Source organism: Pantoea sp. X-Soil-TKNS-1279, assembly GCF_059730565.1.
In genome coordinates, this window is the sequence record NZ_AP035948.1 from 1,770,981 (window position 1) to 1,791,193 (window position 20,213).

The 20,213-nt window shown below is 55.2% G+C and carries 17 protein-coding genes; 8 read left to right on the forward strand and 9 right to left on the reverse strand.

All coding sequences use genetic code 11. The features are described 5' to 3' along the window. Position 1 precedes the first annotated feature (1 nt). The 4 genes from nagZ to AC6I8N_RS08405 all read left to right on the forward strand — a co-directional run bounded on the left by nagZ (position 2) and on the right by AC6I8N_RS08405 (position 3,970). Positions 2-1,045 (forward strand): beta-N-acetylhexosaminidase, encoded by a 1,044-nt coding sequence (gene nagZ, locus AC6I8N_RS08390; protein WP_497830672.1) that lies wholly within the window; start codon positions 2-4, stop codon positions 1,043-1,045. A 39-nt stretch (positions 1,046-1,084) separates the two neighbouring features. After that, positions 1,085-1,627, forward strand: a complete 543-nt coding sequence (gene ycfP, locus AC6I8N_RS08395) for an alpha/beta hydrolase YcfP (RefSeq protein WP_021185619.1) — start codon at positions 1,085-1,087, stop codon at positions 1,625-1,627. Between the two features lie 212 nt (positions 1,628-1,839). After that, positions 1,840-3,144, forward strand: coding sequence for an NAD(P)/FAD-dependent oxidoreductase (locus AC6I8N_RS08400; protein WP_152521908.1), 1,305 nt, complete (start codon positions 1,840-1,842; stop codon positions 3,142-3,144). Between the two features lie 283 nt (positions 3,145-3,427). Next, the gene (locus AC6I8N_RS08405) at positions 3,428-3,970 is read left to right on the forward strand and encodes a glycine zipper 2TM domain-containing protein (protein ID WP_021185621.1); all 543 of its coding nucleotides are present in this window, start codon (positions 3,428-3,430) and stop codon (positions 3,968-3,970) included. A gap of 189 nt (positions 3,971-4,159) precedes the next feature. On the opposite strand, the gene AC6I8N_RS08410 is transcribed toward AC6I8N_RS08405, so the two are convergent. The 5 genes from AC6I8N_RS08410 to AC6I8N_RS08430 form a co-directional block, all read right to left on the reverse strand. Then, positions 4,160-4,375 carry a hypothetical protein gene (locus tag AC6I8N_RS08410; RefSeq protein ID WP_021185622.1) on the reverse strand — a complete coding sequence of 72 codons (216 nt, stop codon included), beginning with the start codon at positions 4,373-4,375 and terminating at the stop codon, positions 4,160-4,162. A 259-nt stretch (positions 4,376-4,634) separates the two neighbouring features. Next, entirely contained in the window at positions 4,635-6,752 is a 2,118-nt protein-coding gene (locus AC6I8N_RS08415) for a peptidase domain-containing ABC transporter (protein WP_497830487.1), read from the reverse strand. Next, on the reverse strand, positions 6,739-8,025 hold the full coding sequence (locus tag AC6I8N_RS08420; protein WP_208725256.1) for an HlyD family secretion protein: 1,287 nt from the start codon (positions 8,023-8,025) through the stop codon (positions 6,739-6,741). The genes AC6I8N_RS08415 and AC6I8N_RS08420 overlap by 14 nt, the downstream gene beginning before the upstream one ends. Positions 8,026-8,248: 223 nt before the next feature. Then, positions 8,249-11,692 (reverse strand): transcription-repair coupling factor, encoded by a 3,444-nt coding sequence (mfd, locus tag AC6I8N_RS08425; RefSeq protein WP_497830488.1) that lies wholly within the window; start codon positions 11,690-11,692, stop codon positions 8,249-8,251. Between the two features lie 94 nt (positions 11,693-11,786). After that, the gene (locus AC6I8N_RS08430) at positions 11,787-11,996 is read right to left on the reverse strand and encodes a hypothetical protein (protein ID WP_021185626.1); all 210 of its coding nucleotides are present in this window, start codon (positions 11,994-11,996) and stop codon (positions 11,787-11,789) included. Between the two features lie 230 nt (positions 11,997-12,226). On the opposite strand from AC6I8N_RS08430, the gene lolC reads away from it, so the two are divergent. Genes lolC through cobB form a run of 4 tightly spaced genes read left to right on the forward strand, consistent with a single transcriptional unit; the run spans position 12,227 to position 16,250 of the window. Continuing rightward, the gene (gene lolC, locus AC6I8N_RS08435; RefSeq protein ID WP_497830489.1) at positions 12,227-13,426 is read left to right on the forward strand and encodes a lipoprotein-releasing ABC transporter permease subunit LolC; all 1,200 of its coding nucleotides are present in this window, start codon (positions 12,227-12,229) and stop codon (positions 13,424-13,426) included. After that, positions 13,419-14,120, forward strand: coding sequence for a lipoprotein-releasing ABC transporter ATP-binding protein LolD (gene lolD, locus AC6I8N_RS08440; protein WP_021185628.1), 702 nt, complete (start codon positions 13,419-13,421; stop codon positions 14,118-14,120). Before lolC ends, lolD begins: the two co-directional genes overlap by 8 nt. Then, positions 14,120-15,364 (forward strand): lipoprotein-releasing ABC transporter permease subunit LolE, encoded by a 1,245-nt coding sequence (gene lolE, locus AC6I8N_RS08445; protein ID WP_415175146.1) that lies wholly within the window; start codon positions 14,120-14,122, stop codon positions 15,362-15,364. The genes lolD and lolE overlap by 1 nt, the downstream gene beginning before the upstream one ends. 52 nt (positions 15,365-15,416) lie before the next feature. Beyond that, on the forward strand, positions 15,417-16,250 hold the full coding sequence (cobB, locus tag AC6I8N_RS08450; protein WP_497830490.1) for a Sir2 family NAD+-dependent deacetylase: 834 nt from the start codon (positions 15,417-15,419) through the stop codon (positions 16,248-16,250). Between the two features lie 78 nt (positions 16,251-16,328). Here the strand turns inward: cobB and potD are convergent, their stop codons facing one another. Genes potD through potA form a run of 4 tightly spaced genes read right to left on the reverse strand, consistent with a single transcriptional unit; the run spans position 16,329 to position 20,112 of the window. Then, positions 16,329-17,372, reverse strand: a complete 1,044-nt coding sequence (gene potD, locus AC6I8N_RS08455; protein ID WP_415175147.1) for a spermidine/putrescine ABC transporter substrate-binding protein PotD — start codon at positions 17,370-17,372, stop codon at positions 16,329-16,331. Between the two features lie 10 nt (positions 17,373-17,382). Beyond that, entirely contained in the window at positions 17,383-18,156 is a 774-nt protein-coding gene (potC, locus tag AC6I8N_RS08460) for a spermidine/putrescine ABC transporter permease PotC (RefSeq protein WP_497830673.1), read from the reverse strand. Continuing rightward, positions 18,153-19,004, reverse strand: a complete 852-nt coding sequence (gene potB, locus AC6I8N_RS08465; protein ID WP_200864680.1) for a spermidine/putrescine ABC transporter permease PotB — start codon at positions 19,002-19,004, stop codon at positions 18,153-18,155. The genes potC and potB overlap by 4 nt, the downstream gene beginning before the upstream one ends. Next, positions 18,997-20,112, reverse strand: coding sequence for a spermidine/putrescine ABC transporter ATP-binding protein PotA (gene potA, locus AC6I8N_RS08470; RefSeq protein WP_497830491.1), 1,116 nt, complete (start codon positions 20,110-20,112; stop codon positions 18,997-18,999). The genes potB and potA overlap by 8 nt, the downstream gene beginning before the upstream one ends. Positions 20,113-20,213: the final 101 nt, after the last annotated feature.

The window sequence follows — 20,213 nt, forward strand, 5'->3', positions numbered from 1 at the left end:
GATGACGATGAATACCCCCGGACCACTGATGCTCGACGTCGAAAGCTATGAGCTTGACGCCGAGGAGCGGGAAATTTTGCAACATCCGTTGGTAGGTGGCCTGATTCTGTTTGCCCGCAACTATCATGACCCGGCGCAGCTGGCTGAACTGGTGCGGCAGATTCGTGCGGCATCGCATAGCCGCCTGGTGGTCGCGGTGGATCAGGAAGGTGGACGGGTACAACGTTTCCGTGAGGGATTCACCACGTTACCGGCGATGCAGTCGTTCGCGGCGTTGCATGATCTGCCGACCGCAGGAGACGTGGCGCAGCAGGCAGGCTGGCAAATGGCGGCGGAGATGATTGCTCTGGATATCGACATCAGCTTTGCTCCGGTGCTGGATATTGGTCATATCAGCGCGGCGATTGGCGATCGTTCGTTCCATGCCGATCCGCACATTGCTTTACAAGTGGCGCGTCGCTTTATCGCGGGCATGCATGAAGCGGGTATGAAAACCACCGGCAAGCATTTTCCCGGACACGGTGCGGTGAGCGCCGATTCGCATAAAGAGACGCCACGCGATCCGCGTGATGCCGCCACCCTGCGTCAGCATGATATGGCGATCTTCCAGCAACTGATTGACGAGCGTGCGTTAGATGCGGTGATGCCCGCCCACGTTATCTATACTGAGGTGGACCCGTTACCTGCCAGCGGTTCGCCTTACTGGTTGAAAACCGTGTTGCGTGAGGAACTGGGCTTCGACGGGGTGATTTTCTCCGATGATTTGTCGATGGAAGGCGCCGCCGTCATGGGTAGCTACGCTGAACGCGCGCAACAGTCGCTGAACGCCGGATGTGACATGATTCTGGTATGTAACCATCGTCAGGGGGCGATCAGCGTGCTGGATAATTTGATCCCGATCGGGGCGACGCGGGTGGCGCAGTTATACCATCAGGGACGATTCACGCGCGATATGCTACAGGCGAGCACGCGCTGGCAGCAGAATCAGCGCCAGCTCAGTGAGCTGCAACACCGCTGGCTGGCACACAAAGCGTCGGGCAGATAACGGCCGCTGCCCGGAACGTTCACCACGCTGAGGATAATCATGATCATCTATTTGCACGGTTTCGATTCCAACAGTCCGGGCAACCATGAAAAGGTGCTGCAATTGCAGTTTATTGACCCGGACGTCAGGCTGATCAGTTACAGCACCCGCCACCCAAAACACGATATGCAGTTTTTGCTGAAAGAGTGTGACAAGCTGCTGCATCAGGCTGCCGATGATCGGCCGCTGATTTGTGGTGTCGGCTTGGGAGGGTATTGGGCCGAACGTATCGGCTTTCTGTGTGGCATTCGCCAGGTGATCTTTAATCCTAACCTGTTCCCGGAAGAGAATATGGAGGGCAAGATCGATCGCCCGGAAGAGTACGCCGATATCGCCACCAAATGCGTCAACAATTTTCGCGAGAAGAACCGCGATCACTGCCTCGCCATTTTATCACGCCATGATGAAGCGCTGGATAATCAACGCAGTGCCGCACAGCTGCATCACTTCTATGAAATTGTCTGGGACGAAGAAGCCAGCCATAAATTCAGGAACATCGCGCCGCATCTTCAACGCATCAAAGCCTTCAAAACCCTGGTTTAATCCTGCCTGCGCCGTGTGATGCGGCGCAATGTTTGTGTAACATTCTGATAATGCCGCTGAAAGATTGATGTACATCAATTTTGTTGTGATATCCCGATCCCGCCATGATATTCTGCCCTCAGCTCGCGATTTAATTTCGCCAACCCTATGTTTATTAAGGTTTTTATTAACCATTAATTAACTTTTGGTTTACAACTTTGAGGGGGTCTTTGTTGACTACATCTATGAAAAAAATTGTCATTGTCGGCGGTGGTGCCGGCGGCTTAGAGCTGGCCACCCAGCTCGGACACAAGCTGGGCCGGAAAAAGAAAGCTGAGGTGATTCTGGTTGATCGTAACCACAGCCATCTGTGGAAACCGCTGCTGCATGAAGTCGCTACCGGTTCACTGGATGAAGGTATTGATGCGCTGAGCTATCTGGCCCACGCACGTAATCACGGTTTTCAGTTCCAGTTGGGGTCCCTGACGCAGATCAACCGTGAAAACAAAACCATCGAGCTGGCAGAGATTCTCGATGCGGAAGGTGAAGTGTTGGTGCCGCAGCGTGAGTTGGCCTATGACACGCTGGTGATGGCGCTGGGCAGTACCTCGAATGATTTCGGCACTCCGGGTGTGAAAGATCACTGCATTTTCCTCGACAACCCGCATCAGGCGCGTCGTTTCCATAACGAAATGCTCAACCTGTTCCTGAAATTCTCGGCCAGCGAAGGCCGCCTGGATAAAGTGAACATCGCCATTGTCGGCGCCGGTGCGACCGGCGTTGAGCTGTCAGCGGAACTGCATAATGCGGTGAAACAGTTGCACAGCTACGGCTACAAAGGTCTGGATAGCTCCGCACTGAATGTCACGCTGGTGGAAGCCGGTGAGCGTATTTTGCCTGCGCTGCCGCCACGTATTTCTGCTGCGGCGCATCAGGAGTTGACTAAACTCGGCGTGCGCGTGCTGACGCAAACCATGGTCACCAGCGCCGCAGCCAACGGCCTGAATACCAAAGGTGGCGAGTTTATCGAAGCCGACCTGATGGTGTGGGCGGCCGGTATCAAGGCACCTGATTTCATGAAAGAGATCGGCGGGCTGGAAACCAACCGCATCAACCAACTGGTGGTGAAGGACACGTTGCAGACCACTCTGGATGATGACATCTATGCCATCGGCGACTGCGCCTCCTGTGCGCTGCCGTCTGGTGGTTTCGTGCCGCCGCGTGCGCAGTCGGCTCATCAGATGGCCTCGCGCGCGCTGGAGAACATCCTGGCGCAGATGAAGGGCAAGCCGCTGAAAGCCTATGTCTATAAAGATCACGGCTCGCTGGTGTCGCTGTCGCGCTTCAGTACTGTCGGCAGCCTGATGGGCAACCTGATGCGTGGCTCGATGATGGTCGAAGGGCGTATCGCCCGTTTCGTCTACATTTCTCTGTATCGTATGCACCAGATCGCCCTGCACGGTTACTTCAAAACGGGCCTGATGATGTTGGTTGGTAGCCTGAACCGCGTGCTGCGTCCTCGCCTCAAGCTGCACTAAGCCATTCCGGGCGGTTTCAGCCGCCCGAATCTGCTAACTGATTGAAAACGTTCAGACCGGCCCGCAGCGCCGTCTGGCGTTTTTCTGAACTAAGAACTCTCCGAAAAGCTGGCCCTGACGGCCCGGCGCTGCGTTTCCTCCATTAATCTGATGTTGCAAAATCGGGCCATCTGTAAAACTTATCTCACAGACACGGCGCGTCGCGCACGCCGGTTATGTCCCGGCTACACAGGATGCTGTGAGTTTCAGGATTGCGCGGTAACAACTTCAGGAGGACATTCCTGTGAACAAATCAATGTTAGCGGGTATCGGTATTGGCGTAGCGGCCGCATTAGGGGTTGCTGCAGTTGCCAGCATGGATGTCTTTGACCGTGGCCCGCAATACGCTCAGGTTCTCTCCGCAACACCGATTAAAGAGAGTATCAAGCAACCGCGACAGGAGTGTCGCAATGTGACATCAACCCATCGCCGTCCGGTGCAAGATGAGAATCGTTTGACCGGTTCCGTATTGGGTGCGGTGGCTGGCGGTGTGCTGGGTCACCAGTTCGGTGGCGGACGCGGCAGGGATGTGGCGACAGTCGCAGGTGCACTGGCGGGTGGCTACGCCGGTAATCAGGTGCAGGCCGGTATGCAGGAACGTGATACCTACACCACTTCAGAACAACGTTGCAAAACGGTGTATGACAAACAGGAAAAAATGCTGGGTTATGACGTGACCTATAAAATAGGCGACCAGCAGGGCAAAATCCGTATGGAAAAAGACCCTGGCACCCGCATTCCGCTTGACCGTAATGGTCAGTTGATCCTGAATTCAAATCAGGCCTGATTGGGCAAAGACACATCACAGCAGGGGGCGATCTTCAGGGATCGCCCCCTAATCATTTCTGGCATATATCGCGCGGATTTTTATAAAAAAATAGCGCGATAAATCGCGGTGCTACAAATTAAAGTCATTTTTCATGGCTAATTATCGCCTCATCCCTGAGGCGCTACAGATATATGAAAACTACAACCATCAAATACCTGAGTTATTGGTTAACCCACTCAATGCTGAGCCAAGGCCACTCACCACGCCACCGACGGTCGATAGCACCGAACCGAGTAAGCCCGTGACAGTTGAAGTGAGGTTACCCACGACTCCGCTCACATCCGCGACACCAGGAAGTGATACCGCGCCGCCGCTAACCTGTGAAATTTCCTGCTCAGAGAGTTCACGCATTGATTCATTCATAGTTGGACTCCAGATTATCAAAAATGGTTGACTGGATGATAACGATATTTGAATCGGGCCTTGTTTTTTTAAAGCCCTTATTCAGGATAGACGGCATTGGATGAATGAAAAGAATATTTTTGAAAAATAATTGGCCCTAAAAAAGAAAGTTATTTTTACTGGCGAAAATAAGTCTCCGGTATTTTTCCGGATTATTTTATATAACCATCAATACGGAAAAGAATAATTCCGTAATAAACTCAGTTCTGTCCTAAATAGGTTATGACCACTCCGCCATATCGATCACCCGGTCTGCCGAGGCGATAGTTGAAGGGCGGTGGGCGATCAGGATTCGGGTGATGTTCAGCCCGCGGATGGCTGCATTGATTCGGCTCTCGTTATCGACATCAAGGTGGCTGGTTGCCTCATCCAGAAATAACACCTGGGGGCGACGATACAGTGCGCGGGCGATCAGCAGCCGCTGCTTTTGCCCGCCAGAGAGACTTCCCCCTAACTCACTGATCAACGTTTGATACCCCATCGGCATTGCCAGAATATCATCGTGAATTTGGCTGAGTCTGGCGCATTCCTGTATCCACGCATCATCTGGCTGGGTATCAAAGGAGCAAATGTTCTCCGCCACGGAACCGGCCAGTAGCGTGTCCTCCTGAAGTACGCAGGCGATACAGGCCTGCCAGTTGGCGATCCCGCTGGCACGTATGTCGATGCCATTGACATACACTTCTCCGCCAGTCGGCTTCAGCAATCCGGCCATAATCTTCAGCAGGGTGGTTTTTCCTCTACCGGAGGGGCCGGTGATCGCCACACATTCTCTGGCATGAATATCCAAATCCAGCTCATTGAACAGCAAGGGGCTGAACGGGTCGTGCCGGAAGGTCAATTTTCTGACGGATAATGCCGCTGGCTCCTCGTGGTGCAGAAGCGGATGGACAGGTGCGCCAGGTGTCGTTTCAGGTGTCGCAAGGATGATATCGGCCACGCGTTCCTTATGCACAGACAGCATGCGGAGCTGGAGCACATTATCCAGCAGGGCCGCAGTGCGATCGGCAAAGAGTCCACGATAGGTGCTGAAGGCGACAAACATCCCCAGCGTCATATGCCCGGCAATCACCGCATTCGCCCCCAGCCACAACAGGGTAATTTGTTGCAGCGTGGCAATCAGGGTATTGCCGCCTGAAAACAGCATCTCAAAACGGGTCTTGCGGATGGTGGTATTGGCGCTTTCGACATTCAGGTTTAACCAATGCTGCGCCCGTAGTGCCGCTAATCCCAGCGCTTTGATGGTGTGGATGCCATACAAGGTTTCCATAAAATGGGAACCGGAACGGGCATTTTTGACAATTTGTTCTTCTGAGCTTTGTCGCCATGCCTGGTAGGTACCCAGACGAAACAGGATCCACAGCAGGGTAAACGCCAGCACTACCCATAATAAACTGCCGCCATACAACAGCATCATGATAATCAGACCTACGGTCATAATGCTGTCGATAATGCCGCTGACCACATTACTGGTCAGAGTGGTTTGTAGCGTCTCCAGCGAGATAAAGCGCGACTGAATATCGCCAAGCTTGCGCTTTTCAAACCATTCGGTTGGCAACGCGAGCAGATGATCAAACAGCCGCGCTTTGCCTTGCACCGTAATCAGGGTGCTCATGACCAGCGAAGTCCAGCCTCTGAGCATGCTGGCGCCGGTGCGAAACAGCACAAAAAACACTAATCCGAGACAAATCAACGTCAGTAGTCCGGCATCGCTGGCGGGGATGGCATGGTCCAGCACCATCTGCATCCCCACGGGCAGCAGCAGACTGACGGATTCTATCAGCACCGAGTAACAGAATAATTTGGTGAGCGTAGTTCCCAGGCCAGCAATGCGTCCCGTCAGTGACCAGAGAGGTATGCGTGGGCGGGCAGGGGAATTTTTCGGTATCTCACCCGAGGGCCATAATTCCAGCGCCACGCCGGTAAAATGCAGCGAAACTTCCTGCATCCCCAGCACACGATGACCTGTAGCCGGATCATGAATAACGACGCGGTTACGCTTAACCGCCACCAGCACTACAAAATGGTTAAGATCCCAGTGCAGGATACAGGGCAACTTCAGTGCTCGCAGATTATCCATCTCCAGCCGTAGTGCGCGCGATTTCAGACCGGCCATCGCTGCGGTATCGATCACGGTACGCAGGGTCGCCCCCCGGGATGAGATGCCGGATTGTTGGCGCAGCAGTCTCAGATCTGCCGGTAACTGATACCAACTGGCGATCATCGCCAGACTAACCAGCCCACATTCAGCCGCTTCAGTTTGCAACAGCACCGGTATGCGACGTCGCAGGCGGATATGCAGGCGGGAGAAGAGTTCTTTCATTTCACCGTTCGTCACTGACTGGCCCCGTGATGCTGTTTTTCAGGAAATAGTAAGGGGAGAGCATCCACTGCCACAGTGGGCGCTTTTCAAGAAACACCGTGGCCTGAAGCTGCATACCACTGGCTAATGGCAGCGTTTTTCCCTGCCAGCGCAATCCCTGGTGATTCAGCGCTACATTGGCTTTAAACCAGGCTCCGGCGATCTGCCCATCCGCTAACCGTGGCGCGCTGCCATAGTTGTTGAGTTCACGCGGTGAAACCGGCGCGGAGGATATCGACAGCACCTTGCCCGGAAACTGACCATATTTCTCCGCCGGGTACGCAGCATAGCTGATATTAATCATGTCACCGGGTTTGACGTAGGGGACGCTGTCGTTCGGTAGCCAGATCACCAGGCTGGGGGTGCTATCGCCGGTCGGCACCAGTTGCGCCAGGCTATCGCCGTCGCTAACCATCTCACCTTCAGTGACGCTTAATGACGAGATACGTCCGGCTGAGGGGGCGGAAATCAGGCGCTCACTGCCTGCGTCAGCTTCCGCCAACTGCCGCTCAATATCGGCCTGACGGATGTGGTACTGCGCCTGCTGGGCGTCAAAATCGGCGGCACGGGTCACCTGCTGGCTGAGCAGTTCTGCAATCTGCATATCCTGTTGTACCCGCTGCGAGTTCAGGCTATGCCAGACACTAAGCTGTTGATAAAAAAGATAGCGTTGATTGTTTTGCTGGTCGGTGGTGATCAACCCCTTACGCATGAAACGGCTATAGTCGTTCATACTGCTGCGCATCACGTTCAACCCTTCAGTGGCAGAATCCACCATCTGTTGGGTTTTTTCGCGGGCGCTGCGTAACTGATCAAGTTGCTGCTGAATGCTGGTCAGGGTGGCGCGTCGATTTTGTTCCAACTGATGCTGCATTTCTCCCATCTGCTGCTGCTGTTTTTTCAGCAGGGCACGGGTGGTGGCGCTGAGGTTGCCGGAAGAGGACACGCGGCTGATATCCAGCGCATACAGCGGCGTACCGGCATTGACCTGTTGGCCGGGGGAGACTAATAAACGGGAAATCACTCCTTGTTCAGGTGCAAACAGATTGATGGTGTGGGGCCAGGTGATGACTTCGCCACTGACATTGGCCCGGCGTGTGTAGCTGCCCTGCCACAGAAAAAGCAACAGCGCGGCAAGAAACAGTAAGGTGATGCACAACGTTATCCATACGGGCCAGCCCGTGATAAGCAGAATCGGTCCGGCGTAACGTGACTGCAAATGTTCACTGACTTCCTTGCGAAACAGCATAAACACACCAGCGCATAAAATGGACTGATGAGAAAGATAGTCAGCAACCCTGGGCTTATCCAGTATCAGGACTGATATTTTACGTGGGCAGGGTTAAAAAGAGTCAGGTTTAATTTTATGATATATAAAGACAATCAATTTATGGTGTTTTCAATGGAATGATAAAACCATTAATTTAATTTAATTTAAGCTGGTGCGCATTGCTGCGCACCAGCAATAAGCCTTACACCCGATTTTTCATCAGGTCACTGACGAAATTCTGCACCCACTCCATGCGCGTTTTGCGCTCGGCTAAATCGCGGGTGAATTTCAGGCGTGTCGGACCATCCAGCTTCCACTGGCGCGGGTCTTTTTGCAGCAGACCAATCAACCAGCCAGGATCGACGTGATTCTGCGGCGCGAACTCAAAGAAACCGCCTTTTTCACTGACCTCGATGCGGCGCACACCCAGCTGACGCGCAACTAAACGCAACGCTGCAATATCCAGCAGATTACGTGCTGCATCAGGCAGGGAGCCAAAGCGGTCAATCATCTCCACCTTAAGCTCAGCCAGTTCGCCGTCATCGCTGGCGCTGGCGATGCGTTTGTACAATGACAGACGGGTGTTCACATCAGGGATAAAATCATCCGGCAGCAGCGCTGGCATACGCAGCTCAATGTCCGTCTGGTTACTGGTGAGGTCTTCCAGCGAGGGTTCGCGTCCGGCTTTCAGCGCATCGACCGCGCTTTCCAGCAGCTCCATATACAAGGTAAACCCGATGGTTTCCATCTGGCCGCTCTGATCTTCACCCAGCAATTCACCGGCCCCGCGAATCTCCAGATCGTGGGTCGCCAGCGCAAAACCGGCACCCAAATCCTCCAGTGAGGCGATAGCTTCCAGTCGCTTTTGTGCGTCGGTGGTCATGGCTTTCGGATGTGGGGTCAGCAACCAGGCATACGCCTGGTGGTGCGAACGGCCGACACGACCACGCAACTGATGCAGCTGCGCCAGGCCAAAATGGTCGGCACGTTCGATGATGATGGTATTGGCGCTTGGCACGTCGATACCGGTTTCGATGATGGTGGTACACACCAGCACATTGAAGCGCTGGTGGTGGAAATCGTTCATTACCCGTTCCAGATCGCGCTCACGCATCTGGCCGTGACCAATGGCGATGCGGGCTTCCGGCACCAGTTCCGCCAGCCGTTGGGCCGCCTTTTCGATGTTTTCCACATCGTTGTACAAATAGTAAACCTGGCCGCCGCGCAGCACTTCACGCAGAATCGCTTCACGCACCACCAGGCTATCGTACTCGCGCACAAAGGTTTTCACCGCCAGACGGCGTGCCGGTGGCGTAGCGATAATCGACAGATCGCGCATGCCGCTCATCGCCATATTCAGGGTACGCGGGATCGGGGTCGCGGTCAGCGTCAGAATATCGACATCGGCGCGCATCGCCTTGATGCGCTCCTTGTGACGCACACCAAAGCGGTGTTCTTCATCGACAATTAACAGCCCGAGATCGTGCCACTTCAGGTCACTCATCAGTAGCTTGTGCGTGCCGATCAGGATATCAACTTTGCCCTCTGCCGCCTGCTCCAGTACCTGGTTTTGCTCTTTGGCACTGCGGAAGCGTGACAGCATCTCAATGCGGATGGGCCAGTTGGCAAAACGATCGCGGAAATTATCGTAGTGCTGCTGAGCCAGCAGGGTGGTGGGCACCAGTACCGCCACCTGTTTGCTGTTCTCCACCGCCAGGAAGGCGGCGCGCATCGCAACCTCGGTTTTACCGAAGCCCACGTCACCGCACACCAGACGATCCATGGCCAGCGGCTGACACATATCGCTCAGTACGGCGTTGATCGCCTGGGCCTGATCCGGCGTGGTTTCAAACGGGAAGCCTTCACAGAACAATTGGTATTGATCGCGGTCGTGCTTAAAGGCAAAACCGGCTTTGGCGGCGCGCTGGGCATAGATATCCAGCAGTTCTGCTGCCACGTCGCGCACTTTTTCTGCCGCTTTCTGACGGGCGCGGGACCAGGCATCGCTTCCCAGCTTGTGCAGCGGCGCGTTTTCGTCAGCGCCCCCGGCGTAACGGCTGATCAGATGCAACGACGAGACCGGCACATACAGTTTGGCGTCGCCAGCGTAGGAGAGCATCAGATATTCGGCTTCAATCCCCCCGGCTTCCAGTCGGGTCAGGCCAATATAACGTCCCACGCCGTGTTCCAGATGCACCACCGGCTGACCGGGGTGAAGCTCGGCGAGGTTGCGGATCAGCACATCAGGATTAATGGTGCGGCGGTTGTCCTGGCGACGGCGGCTGACACGCTCGCCCAGCAGGTCGCTTTCGCAGATAAACGCCAGCTGGCGTGCGTTATCGATAAAACCGCGTTCGCTGGCACCAATCATCAGGCTGTGCGGTTGTGCGCTGGCGTCAGCCAGGCGGATGATGGGCTGTGGACGCAATTTGATGCGCGCCAGCAGTTCCTGCAAGCTTTCACGCCGGCCTTCGCTCTCGACTGAGAACACCACCGGACCGTTGAACTGTTCCAGGAACTGACGCAGCAGATCGAGTGGCGCTTTGGCCTGAGCCTGCACCGTCAGTTCCGGCAGCGGTTGATAGCCGAGGTTGGTATTGGCGGCCTTGTCAGCCAACGTTTCGCTGCTTAACTGGACGCGTGGCCAGGCTTTCAGCTCACTGAATAACGCATCCGGACGCAGCCACAACGCCACCGGCTCCAGCAGTGGGCGCATCGGGTCGATACGGCGGTTTTCAAAACGCGCATTGACGTCTTGCCAGAAGCGCTGCGCGCTGCTTTCCAGGTCGCCGCTGTTAACAATCAAAGTGTTGGCAGGTAGGTAGCTGAATAACGTCGGCAGCGCCTGCTCGAAAAACAGCGGTTGCCAGTATTCAATCCCGGCGGGCAGGGTGCCTTTACTCACCTGCTGATAAACGTGTTCCGCTTCGCGGCGCACATCAAAGGTTTCGCGCCAGCGGGTGCGAAACTGTTCAATGGCGGCTTTATCGGTCGGGAATTCATGGGCTGGCAGCAGATTGATGGCGTCGACCGCTTCCAGCGTGCGTTGGCTGTCGACATCAAACAGGCGCAGGCTATCGATTTCATCATCAAAGAAGTCAATGCGGTACGGCTGATCGCTGCCCATCGGGAACAGGTCGAGCAGCGCGCCACGCGTGGCATATTCCCCGTGCTCCATCACCTGGTCGACATGGCGATAACCGGCTTGTTCCAGTTGGTCGCGCAGGGCATCGCGCGAAAGCTGTTGCCCTTTACGCATCACCAGCGCATGGCCGTGTAAAAAGCTGTGCGGGCAAACGCGCTGCATCAGCGTGTTCACCGGCATGATCAGCATGCCCTGAGTCAGGGTCGGCAATTGATACAAGGTGGACAAACGGGAGGAGATAATGTCCTGATGCGGGGAGAAGCTGTCGTAGGGCAGCGTTTCCCAGTCGGCGAGGTTACTGACCGGCAGATCGGTGAACTGGCGAATCTCTTCCTGTAGTCGCAGGGCAGATTGCATATCCGGGGTAATCATCAGCACCGGACCCTGATGATGTTCGGTGATGCTGGCACACTCAACCGCCTGGGCGGCTCCCACCAGTTGACCAAGTTGACGGTGGTCACCGGCTTTGACTGGCAGGGTATAACGACTCTGTTCGGACATGGGGTCTCGACATTCTCTCCTTTTATTCCAGGGCGTCATCATTCCACAATCCGCCCTGAGGATCACCTGTCGCGGTGCTTTTTTCCCGGTTCCGTTACTTAATTGATTGCTGCGTATAATGCATACGCGGTCGATCGACGTTGGCCCAGGAGAGTTCCTGTTCCAGATGATAACTGTGGTTACCGTCGTCCCACTTCACGTAATAACCGGTTGGCGCATCACCTTGCTCGAACACGTTGACGATCACGCCTTTAATTTCACCCGATTTGTGTTTGACGATACTGCCTTTGGGAAACTTGAGCATATGTTGTACCCCCACACTCAACATCACTACTTAGTGTAGTTTACCGCAGCGGCTGACTAATAAACGTACAATTAACGTCATTATTTTGTCGCTTTTTTGTGCATGAGGTCGCTGTGCGACGCATTTTGACGCAACTTTGCCGCAGACTCAGAGGGTTAGAGGTTTCATAAAGCAGGCGGCTCCTTTATCATCCCACTACTTATTTTCAGGCTACTGCCAAGACGGATCTCATGTATCAACCAGTCGCGTTATTCATCGGCCTGCGCTACATGCGTGGCCGCGCTTCAGACCGCTTCGGTCGCTTCGTCTCCTGGCTCTCCACTATCGGCATTACGCTGGGAGTGCTGGCGCTGGTGACAGTGCTGTCGGTGATGAACGGCTTCGAGCGCGAGCTGGAGGGCAATATCCTCGGTCTGATGCCGCAGGCGCTGGTGACCAGCGATAAAGGCAGCATCAATCCGCAGCAACTCACGGCGCAAGGCCTTAATTTGCAGGGCGTCAGCCGTGTCGCGCCATTGACCACCGCCGATGTGGTGCTGCAAAGCGCCCACAATGTTTCAGTCGGGGTGATGCTTGGCATCAACCCGGACGAAAAAGACCCTTTAACCCCTTATCTGGTCAATACCCCGCAGAGCGTGCTGCAAGCCGGACAATACAACGTGATTCTCGGTGAGCAACTGGCCGGGCAGTTGGGCGTCAAACGTGGCGACCAGCTGCGTCTGATGGTGCCGTCAGTCAGCCAGTTTACGCCGGTAGGCCGTGTGCCGAGCCAGCGTATCTTTACCGTGGCAGGTACCTATGCCGCCAACAGCGAAGTGGACGGCTACCAGATCCTGGTGAATCAGCAGGATGCCTCACGCGTGATGCGCTATCCGCTTGGCAACATCACCGGCTGGCGTCTGTGGTTGGATAAACCGCTCGACGTGGATACCCTCAGCCAGCAAAAACTGGCCGATGGCCTGGTGTGGAAAGACTGGCGCGAGCGCAAAGGCGATCTGTTCCAGGCGGTACGCATGGAGAAAAATATGATGGGGCTGCTGCTCAGTCTGATCATTGCTGTCGCCGCGTTTAACATCATTACCTCGCTGGGCCTGCTGATTATGGAAAAGCAGGCCGAAGTGGCGATTCTGCAAACCCAGGGCTTAACCCGTCGGCAGATTGTGGCGGTGTTTATGGTGCAGGGCGCCAGCGCCGGTATTATCGGTGCGTTGCTCGGCACGCTGCTGGGGGTGTTGCTCGCCAGCCAGCTCAACCATTTGCTGCCGGTGATTGGCTTGTTCCTCGATGGTGCCGCGTTGCCGGTGGACATCAATGTCTGGCAGGTGGTCACCATTGCGCTGGTGTCGATGGCCGTGGCGCTGCTTTCTACTTTTTATCCGTCATGGCGCGCTGCCGCCGTTCAACCCGCTGAGGCTTTACGTTATGAGTAACACCCCTTTGTTGCAGTGTCGTGACCTGTGCAAACGCTATCAGGAAGGCAGCGTGCAGACCGATGTGCTGCGCAACGTGGCTTTCAGCCTGCAACCCGGTGAACTGACGGCGATTGTCGGCAGCTCCGGTTCCGGTAAGAGTACTTTGCTGCATCTGCTGGGCGGGTTGGATGCGCCAACCTCTGGCGATGTGATCTTTGATGGTAAATCGCTGAATGCGATGTCCTCTTCGGCCAAAGCGGAGCTGCGCAACCGCGAGTTGGGCTTTATTTATCAGTTCCATCACCTGCTGCCGGATTTCACCGCGCTGGAAAACGTGGCGATGCCGCTGCTGATTGGCAAAGCTGCCAAAGGTGAAGCGGAAGCGCGCGCCCGTGAGATGCTGGCGGCCGTTGGGCTGGAGAAACGCGCTGCGCACCGTCCTTCCGAGTTATCCGGTGGTGAACGGCAGCGTGTGGCGATTGCCCGTGCGCTGGTGAATCGCCCGCGTCTGGTAATGGCGGATGAGCCAACCGGCAACCTCGATGCCCGCAACGCTGATGCGATCTTTGAGTTGCTGGGTGAACTCAATACCCGCCAGGGCACCGCATTTCTGGTGGTGACACACGATTTACAACTGGCGAAACGTCTCAGCCGTCAGATGGAGATGCGCGACGGTCAGTTGAGCGAACATTTAACGCTGGGAGCGCAGTAATGACGCCTTCGTTATCCCTACTGCTGGGGCTGCGCTTCAGCCGTGGCCGTCGGCGTGGCGGCATGGTGTCGCTGATTTCGATTATCTCCACCGTCGGTATCGCGCTGGGCGTGGCGGTGTTGATCATCGGCCTGAGTGCGATGAACGGCTTCGAACGGGAATTGAATAACCGCATTCTGGCGGTGGTGCCGCACGGTGAAATCGAGCCGGTAAACCAGCCGTTTCGCAACTGGCAGCCGATGATTGCGCCGATCGAGCAGGTGCCGGGTATTGCCGCCGCCGCCCCTTACGTCAACTTTACCGGCTTGATTGAGAGCGGCGCGAAGTTACAGGCGCTCCAGGTCAAAGGGGTGGATCCGCAACAGGAGCCGCGCCTCAGTGCGCTGCCGCGTTTTGTTGCCGGTGATGCCTGGTCACAATTTGCGGCCGGAAAACAGCAAATCATTTTGGGCGGTGGTATCGCTAAGTCGCTAAACGTGAAGCAGGGTGACTGGATCACCATCATGATCCCCAACAATGATGGCGAAAATAAGCTGCTTCAGCCGAAACGCATCCGTTTGCAGGTGAGCGGTATTTTGCAACTCAGCGGCATGTTGGATCACAGCCTGGCGCTGGTGCCGCTGGCTGATGCGCAAACGTATCTGGATATGGGTGACAGCGTCAGCGGTATCGCGCTGAAGATGAGCGACCCCTTCAAGGCGCAGAAACTGGTGCGTGACGCCGGTGAAGTGACCCATTCGTACGTCTATATCCGTAGCTGGATTGGGACTTACGGTTATATGTACCGTGATATTCAGATGATCCGCGCCATTATGTATCTGGCGATGGTGCTGGTGATTGGCGTCGCCTGCTTCAATATCGTCTCGACGCTGGTGATGGCGGTGAAGGATAAGAGTAGCGATATCGCGGTGCTGCGCACGCTCGGGGCGAAGGATGGCCTGATTCGCGCCATCTTTATCTGGTACGGGCTGCTCGCTGGGTTGCTGGGCAGCGTCAGTGGCGTGGTGGTTGGCGTGCTGGTGGCACTGAATCTGACACCGATTATGCGTGGCCTGGAACATCTTACCGGCCATCAGTTGCTGGCCGGAGATATCTACTTTATCGACTTCCTGCCGTCAGAGCTGCACTGGCTGGATGTGATTTCCGTTCTGGCCACGGCTATAATTCTGAGCCTGCTCGCCAGTTGGTATCCGGCCCGTCGCGCCAGCCGCATCGACCCGGCCCGCGTGTTGAGCGGGCAGTAACCGCAAACAGGCGCAGCGGCGGTATCGCGGCTGCGCAGATTAAGGAGCCTTTATGCGCACACCCCGTCGTCGCTTACGACTCGCCCGCTATAAAAAAACGCGTCGTAAAGTGCATCAGCGCTTTCGCCAGCGTATTTTTGAACGCGATCGTAAAGCCGAGCTGGCCGCGCATCCCTTACCGCATGTGGTGGTGTTAACCGGGGCGGGAATATCAGCGGAATCGGGTATTCGCACCTTCCGCGCGGCGGATGGCCTGTGGGAAGAACATCAGGTAGAAGATGTTGCCACCCCGGAAGGATTTTACCGCGATCCGGCGCTGGTACAGGCGTTTTACAATGCGCGTCGGCGTCAACTGCAACAACCTGACATCCAACCCAATGCGGCGCATCTGGCCCTGGCGGAGCTGGAGCAGGTATTGGGCGATAACTTCCTGCTGGTGACGCAAAATATCGATGATTTGCACGAACGCGCCGGTAGCCAACGCGTGCTGCATATGCACGGTGAATTGCTGAAAGTGCGCTGTGTCAGCAGCGGCCAGGTGATTGACTGGACCGACGATCTCACCCCGGATGACCGCTGCACCTGCTGTCAGTTCCCTTCCGCATTGCGTCCGCATGTGGTGTGGTTTGGTGAAATGCCGCTGGGGATGGAAGAGATTTATCAGGCACTCGATAGCGCGAACCTCTTTATCGCGATTGGCACCTCTGGTCATGTCTATCCGGCGGCCGGTTTTGTCCATGAGGCGAAAATACAGGGCGCGCATACGGTGGAACTGAATCTGGAACCCAGCCATATCGGTAACGAATTTGCTGAAGGTCAGTACGGCCTGGCGAGCGTAGTGGTGCCGGAGTTTGTGCACACCTTTCTGCGTGGGTTGTATAAATAGATAAAAATTGGCGCGATAAATCGCGCCGCTACGAAACCTGCACGTAGGTGTAGCGGCGCGATTTATCGCGCATTTTTGTTAACGTCCCGCTTTGAGTTTCTGGAACAATGTCTCGTACTGCACGCTGGCATCGCCGACATCATTCTGCCACTCGCCGTGGTTAATCACGTCTGCTGAGGGATACAGCGACGGGTCTTCCGCCACCGCTTTCGGCAACAATTTCTTCGCCGCCAGATTTGGCGTCGGATAACCAATGGTTTCCGCCACTTTTGCGGCGACTTCCGGGCGTAGCAGGAAGTTTATCAACTTCAGCGCGCCGGCCTTGTTTTTGGCATTGGCCGGGATCGCCAGGTTATCCATCCAGAAAATACCGCCTTCTTTCGGCCAGATGACCTGCAACGGTGTGCCGGCCTGACGCGCAACATAGGCGGAACCATTCCAGATCATGCCGAGATTCACTTCCCCTTCCATATAAGGGTTGCCTGGGTTATCGGAGTTGAAGGCCAGCACGTTCGGCATCAGCTTTTTCAACTCTTCATAAGCCGCGTCGATCTCCTTCGGGTCACGGGTGTTGCCCGAGTATCCCAACTTAAGCAGCGCCATCTGGAACACTTCGCGTGCATCATCGGTCAGTAGCAGGCTTTGTTTATATTCCGGCTTCCACAAGTCGGCCCAGCCAGTGACGCTTTTCGGATCAATGGCGTCGGTATTGATGCCAATCGCGGTTGCGCCCCAGATATAGGGGATCGAGTAATCGTTATTGGGATCGAACGGTTTGTTGAGCAGATTCGGATCGAGGTTGTGAAAGTTGCTTAACTGGGACTTATCAATTTTCTGCAACATCCCTTCATTGCGCATTTTGGCGATAAAGTAAGTGGAGGGCACCACCAGGTCATACGCGCCATCTTTCCAGGTTTTCAGCTTGGCATACATGCTCTCGTTAGACTCGTAGGTGGAGTAAATCACCTTGATGCCAGTTTCTTTGGTGAACTGCTCCAGCAGCCCCGGCGGCACATATTCGGTCCAGTTGTAGAAATAGAGCGTGTTGCTGTCGTCAGCCTGTGCGCTCTGCATGCCCAGTGCCAGCGCCCCAGCCGCCAGCCAGTGAGACCATTTATTCATGGGTTGTCCTCTATTTAGTTTTATCGCGCAATAACAGCTGACTGGCTGCCACCAACAGCAGCGACAGTAGCAGCAAAATTGTCGCCAGCGCGTTCACCTCGGGCGAGACGCCGACTTTCACCATCGAGTAAATTTTCAACGGCAGAATTTCAAACGTTGGGCCGGTGACGAAGGAGGAAACCACTACATCGTCCATCGACAGGGTAAAGCTCAACAGCCACCCGGCAGCCACCGCGGGCAGCGCCAGCGGCAGCAATATCTTGCGCAGGATGATGAGTTCACTGGCGCCGAGATCCCTGGCGGCCTCCAGCATACGCACATCAAACCCTTTCAGACGTGAATACACGGTAATGACGACAAACGGCAGGCAAAAGGTGATATGCGAAAACAACAGCGACCAGAAGCCGAGTGAGATGCCCAGCAACATAAACAGCACCAGCAGCGAAATCGCCATCACAATGTCGGGTGACATCATTACCACGAACAACATGCCGCTGACGAAAGGTTTGCCGCGAAAACGATAACGATACAGCGCGACTGCCGTCAGGGAACCGATAATCGTGGCGCAGCTGGCGGAGAGCACCCCCATCAGCAGCGAATGTTGTGCCGCCTGGAGCAAACTGTCGTTGTTGATCAGCAACCCGTACCACTGGGTACTGAATCCCTGCCAGTTGATGCCAAAGCGCGACGCATTAAACGAATTGACGATCAGGATAATGATCGGAATATAAAACCAGGCGTAAATGACGGCCATAAAGCTGCCGCGTAACCAGCGTGCCATTATTGCAGCTCCACTTTGTTATTCAGCAGTCGCGCCGCGCGCCAGTAAAACAACAGCATCAGCCCCATCAGCAGCGTCATTACGATGCTGGTGGCGGCCCCAAACGGCCAGTCACGGATGTTGAGAAACTGGCTTTTAATCACGTTACCAATCAGCAGATTTCTGGCGCCACCCATCAAATCGGAGACGTAGAACAGACCCATTGCCGGGATCAACACCAGCAGGCAACCGGCAACAATCCCCGGCATGGTAAGCGGCAAAATGATGCGGATAAAGCGTTGCAGCGTATTCGCGCCGAGATCCCGCGCCGCCTCAAGACAGGATCGGTCCAGTTTTTCCAGGCTGGAGTAGAGTGGTAGCACCATAAACGGCAGCAGGATATAAATCAGCCCGAGGATCACCGCTTGCGGCGTGTACATAATGCGAAAAGGTTCATCGATCACCCCGAGCCACAACAAAAAATCATTCAGCCAGCCGCGGGTGCTGAGAAAAATTTTCAGGCCGTAGATGCGGATCAACGAGTTGGTCCAGAACGGCACGATCAGCAGAAACAACATCAACGGCCGCAGGCGGGGCGACAGCCTGGTCAGGCACCAGGCGAAGGGATAACCCAGCAGCAGGCAGCAGAGGGTGGCAATCACCGCCATATTCAGCGAATGCAGCAGCACCTCGGCATATAACGGGTCGACCAGACGGCTGTAGTTACTGAGGGTAAACACCATGCTGACGAAATGCGCATCGTCACGCGTCAGAAAGCTGGTGACAAAGATCATCAGGTTTGGCAGCAACACGAACAGCGCCAGCCAGCCGACAATCATTGCCACAATAAAATTTTGCAGGCGATTACGCATCAGTTTCATACGGCAGCACCACCTCCCAGCTTTGCACCCAGCTCACCGCCATTTTTTGGTTTAGCGAGTGGTCAAAATCGGGATCGTCCTCATTAAAGAACTCACTCACCGTAAGCAACTTACCGTTTTCCAGTTCGACGGTAGATTCCAGCGTCATGCCTTTGTAGTTGCGTTCGCGAACATAGCCGATCAGCTGGTCGCTGGGGCTGTCGTCGGCTATCTCTTCCACACGCAAATCTTCCGGGCGCAGCAGAACATGCAATTTATCACCCGCGACGACCGGGAAAGGGCAGTGGATCTCACATTCCCGACCTTCCACGCGTGCGCGAACACAGGGTGCGTTATCGCTGTTCAACACCTCGGCATCAAACACGTTGATTTCACCGATAAATCGGGCGACAAACAGATTGGCGGGTTCTTCATAAATCTCGCGGGGCGTGCCATCCTGTTCAATCCGTCCATCACGCATCACCACGATGCGATCCGACATGGTCAGGGCTTCTTCCTGATCATGGGTGACAAAGACAAAAGTGATACCCAGCTTACGCTGCAACGCTTTCAGTTCGTTTTGCATCTGCTTACGCAGTTTGTAATCCAGTGCCGACAACGACTCGTCAAGCAGCAAGACTTTTGGCCGATTCACCACCGCACGGGCGATTGCCACGCGCTGCTGTTGGCCGCCAGAGAGCTGATGAGGGCGACGCTGCGCAAAACTTTCCAGCTGCACCATCGCCAGCGCCTCGTTGACGCGCCGGGTTATCTCATCCGTCGGGGTTTTCTGCATCCGCAGGCCAAAAGCGACGTTCTCAAATACCGACATATGCGGAAACAGCGCATAGCTCTGAAACACGGTGTTGATATGGCGGTGCTCGGCGGGCGTGTCGGTGATATCGTTGTCATCAAGGATAATGCGACCGTTATCGGCCTCTTCCAGTCCGGCTATCAGACGCAGGATCGTGGTTTTGCCACAGCCGGAGGGACCCAGCAGGGTGATAAATTCGCCGTGGCGGATAGTCAGCTGAAAGTCGGAGATGATGGATTTACCATCGAAAGCTTTACTGATGCCAGAAAGCGTAACCAGCGCTTGTTGCGCGCGTGTTTGCGTCATTTTAGTCACTCAGTCTGAAAATGATCTGATTACAGCATAGTCGTTGGTAACGGCCTGCCGTGATGAAGGGCGGGATAATACCTGAAAAAAGCACCAATGCC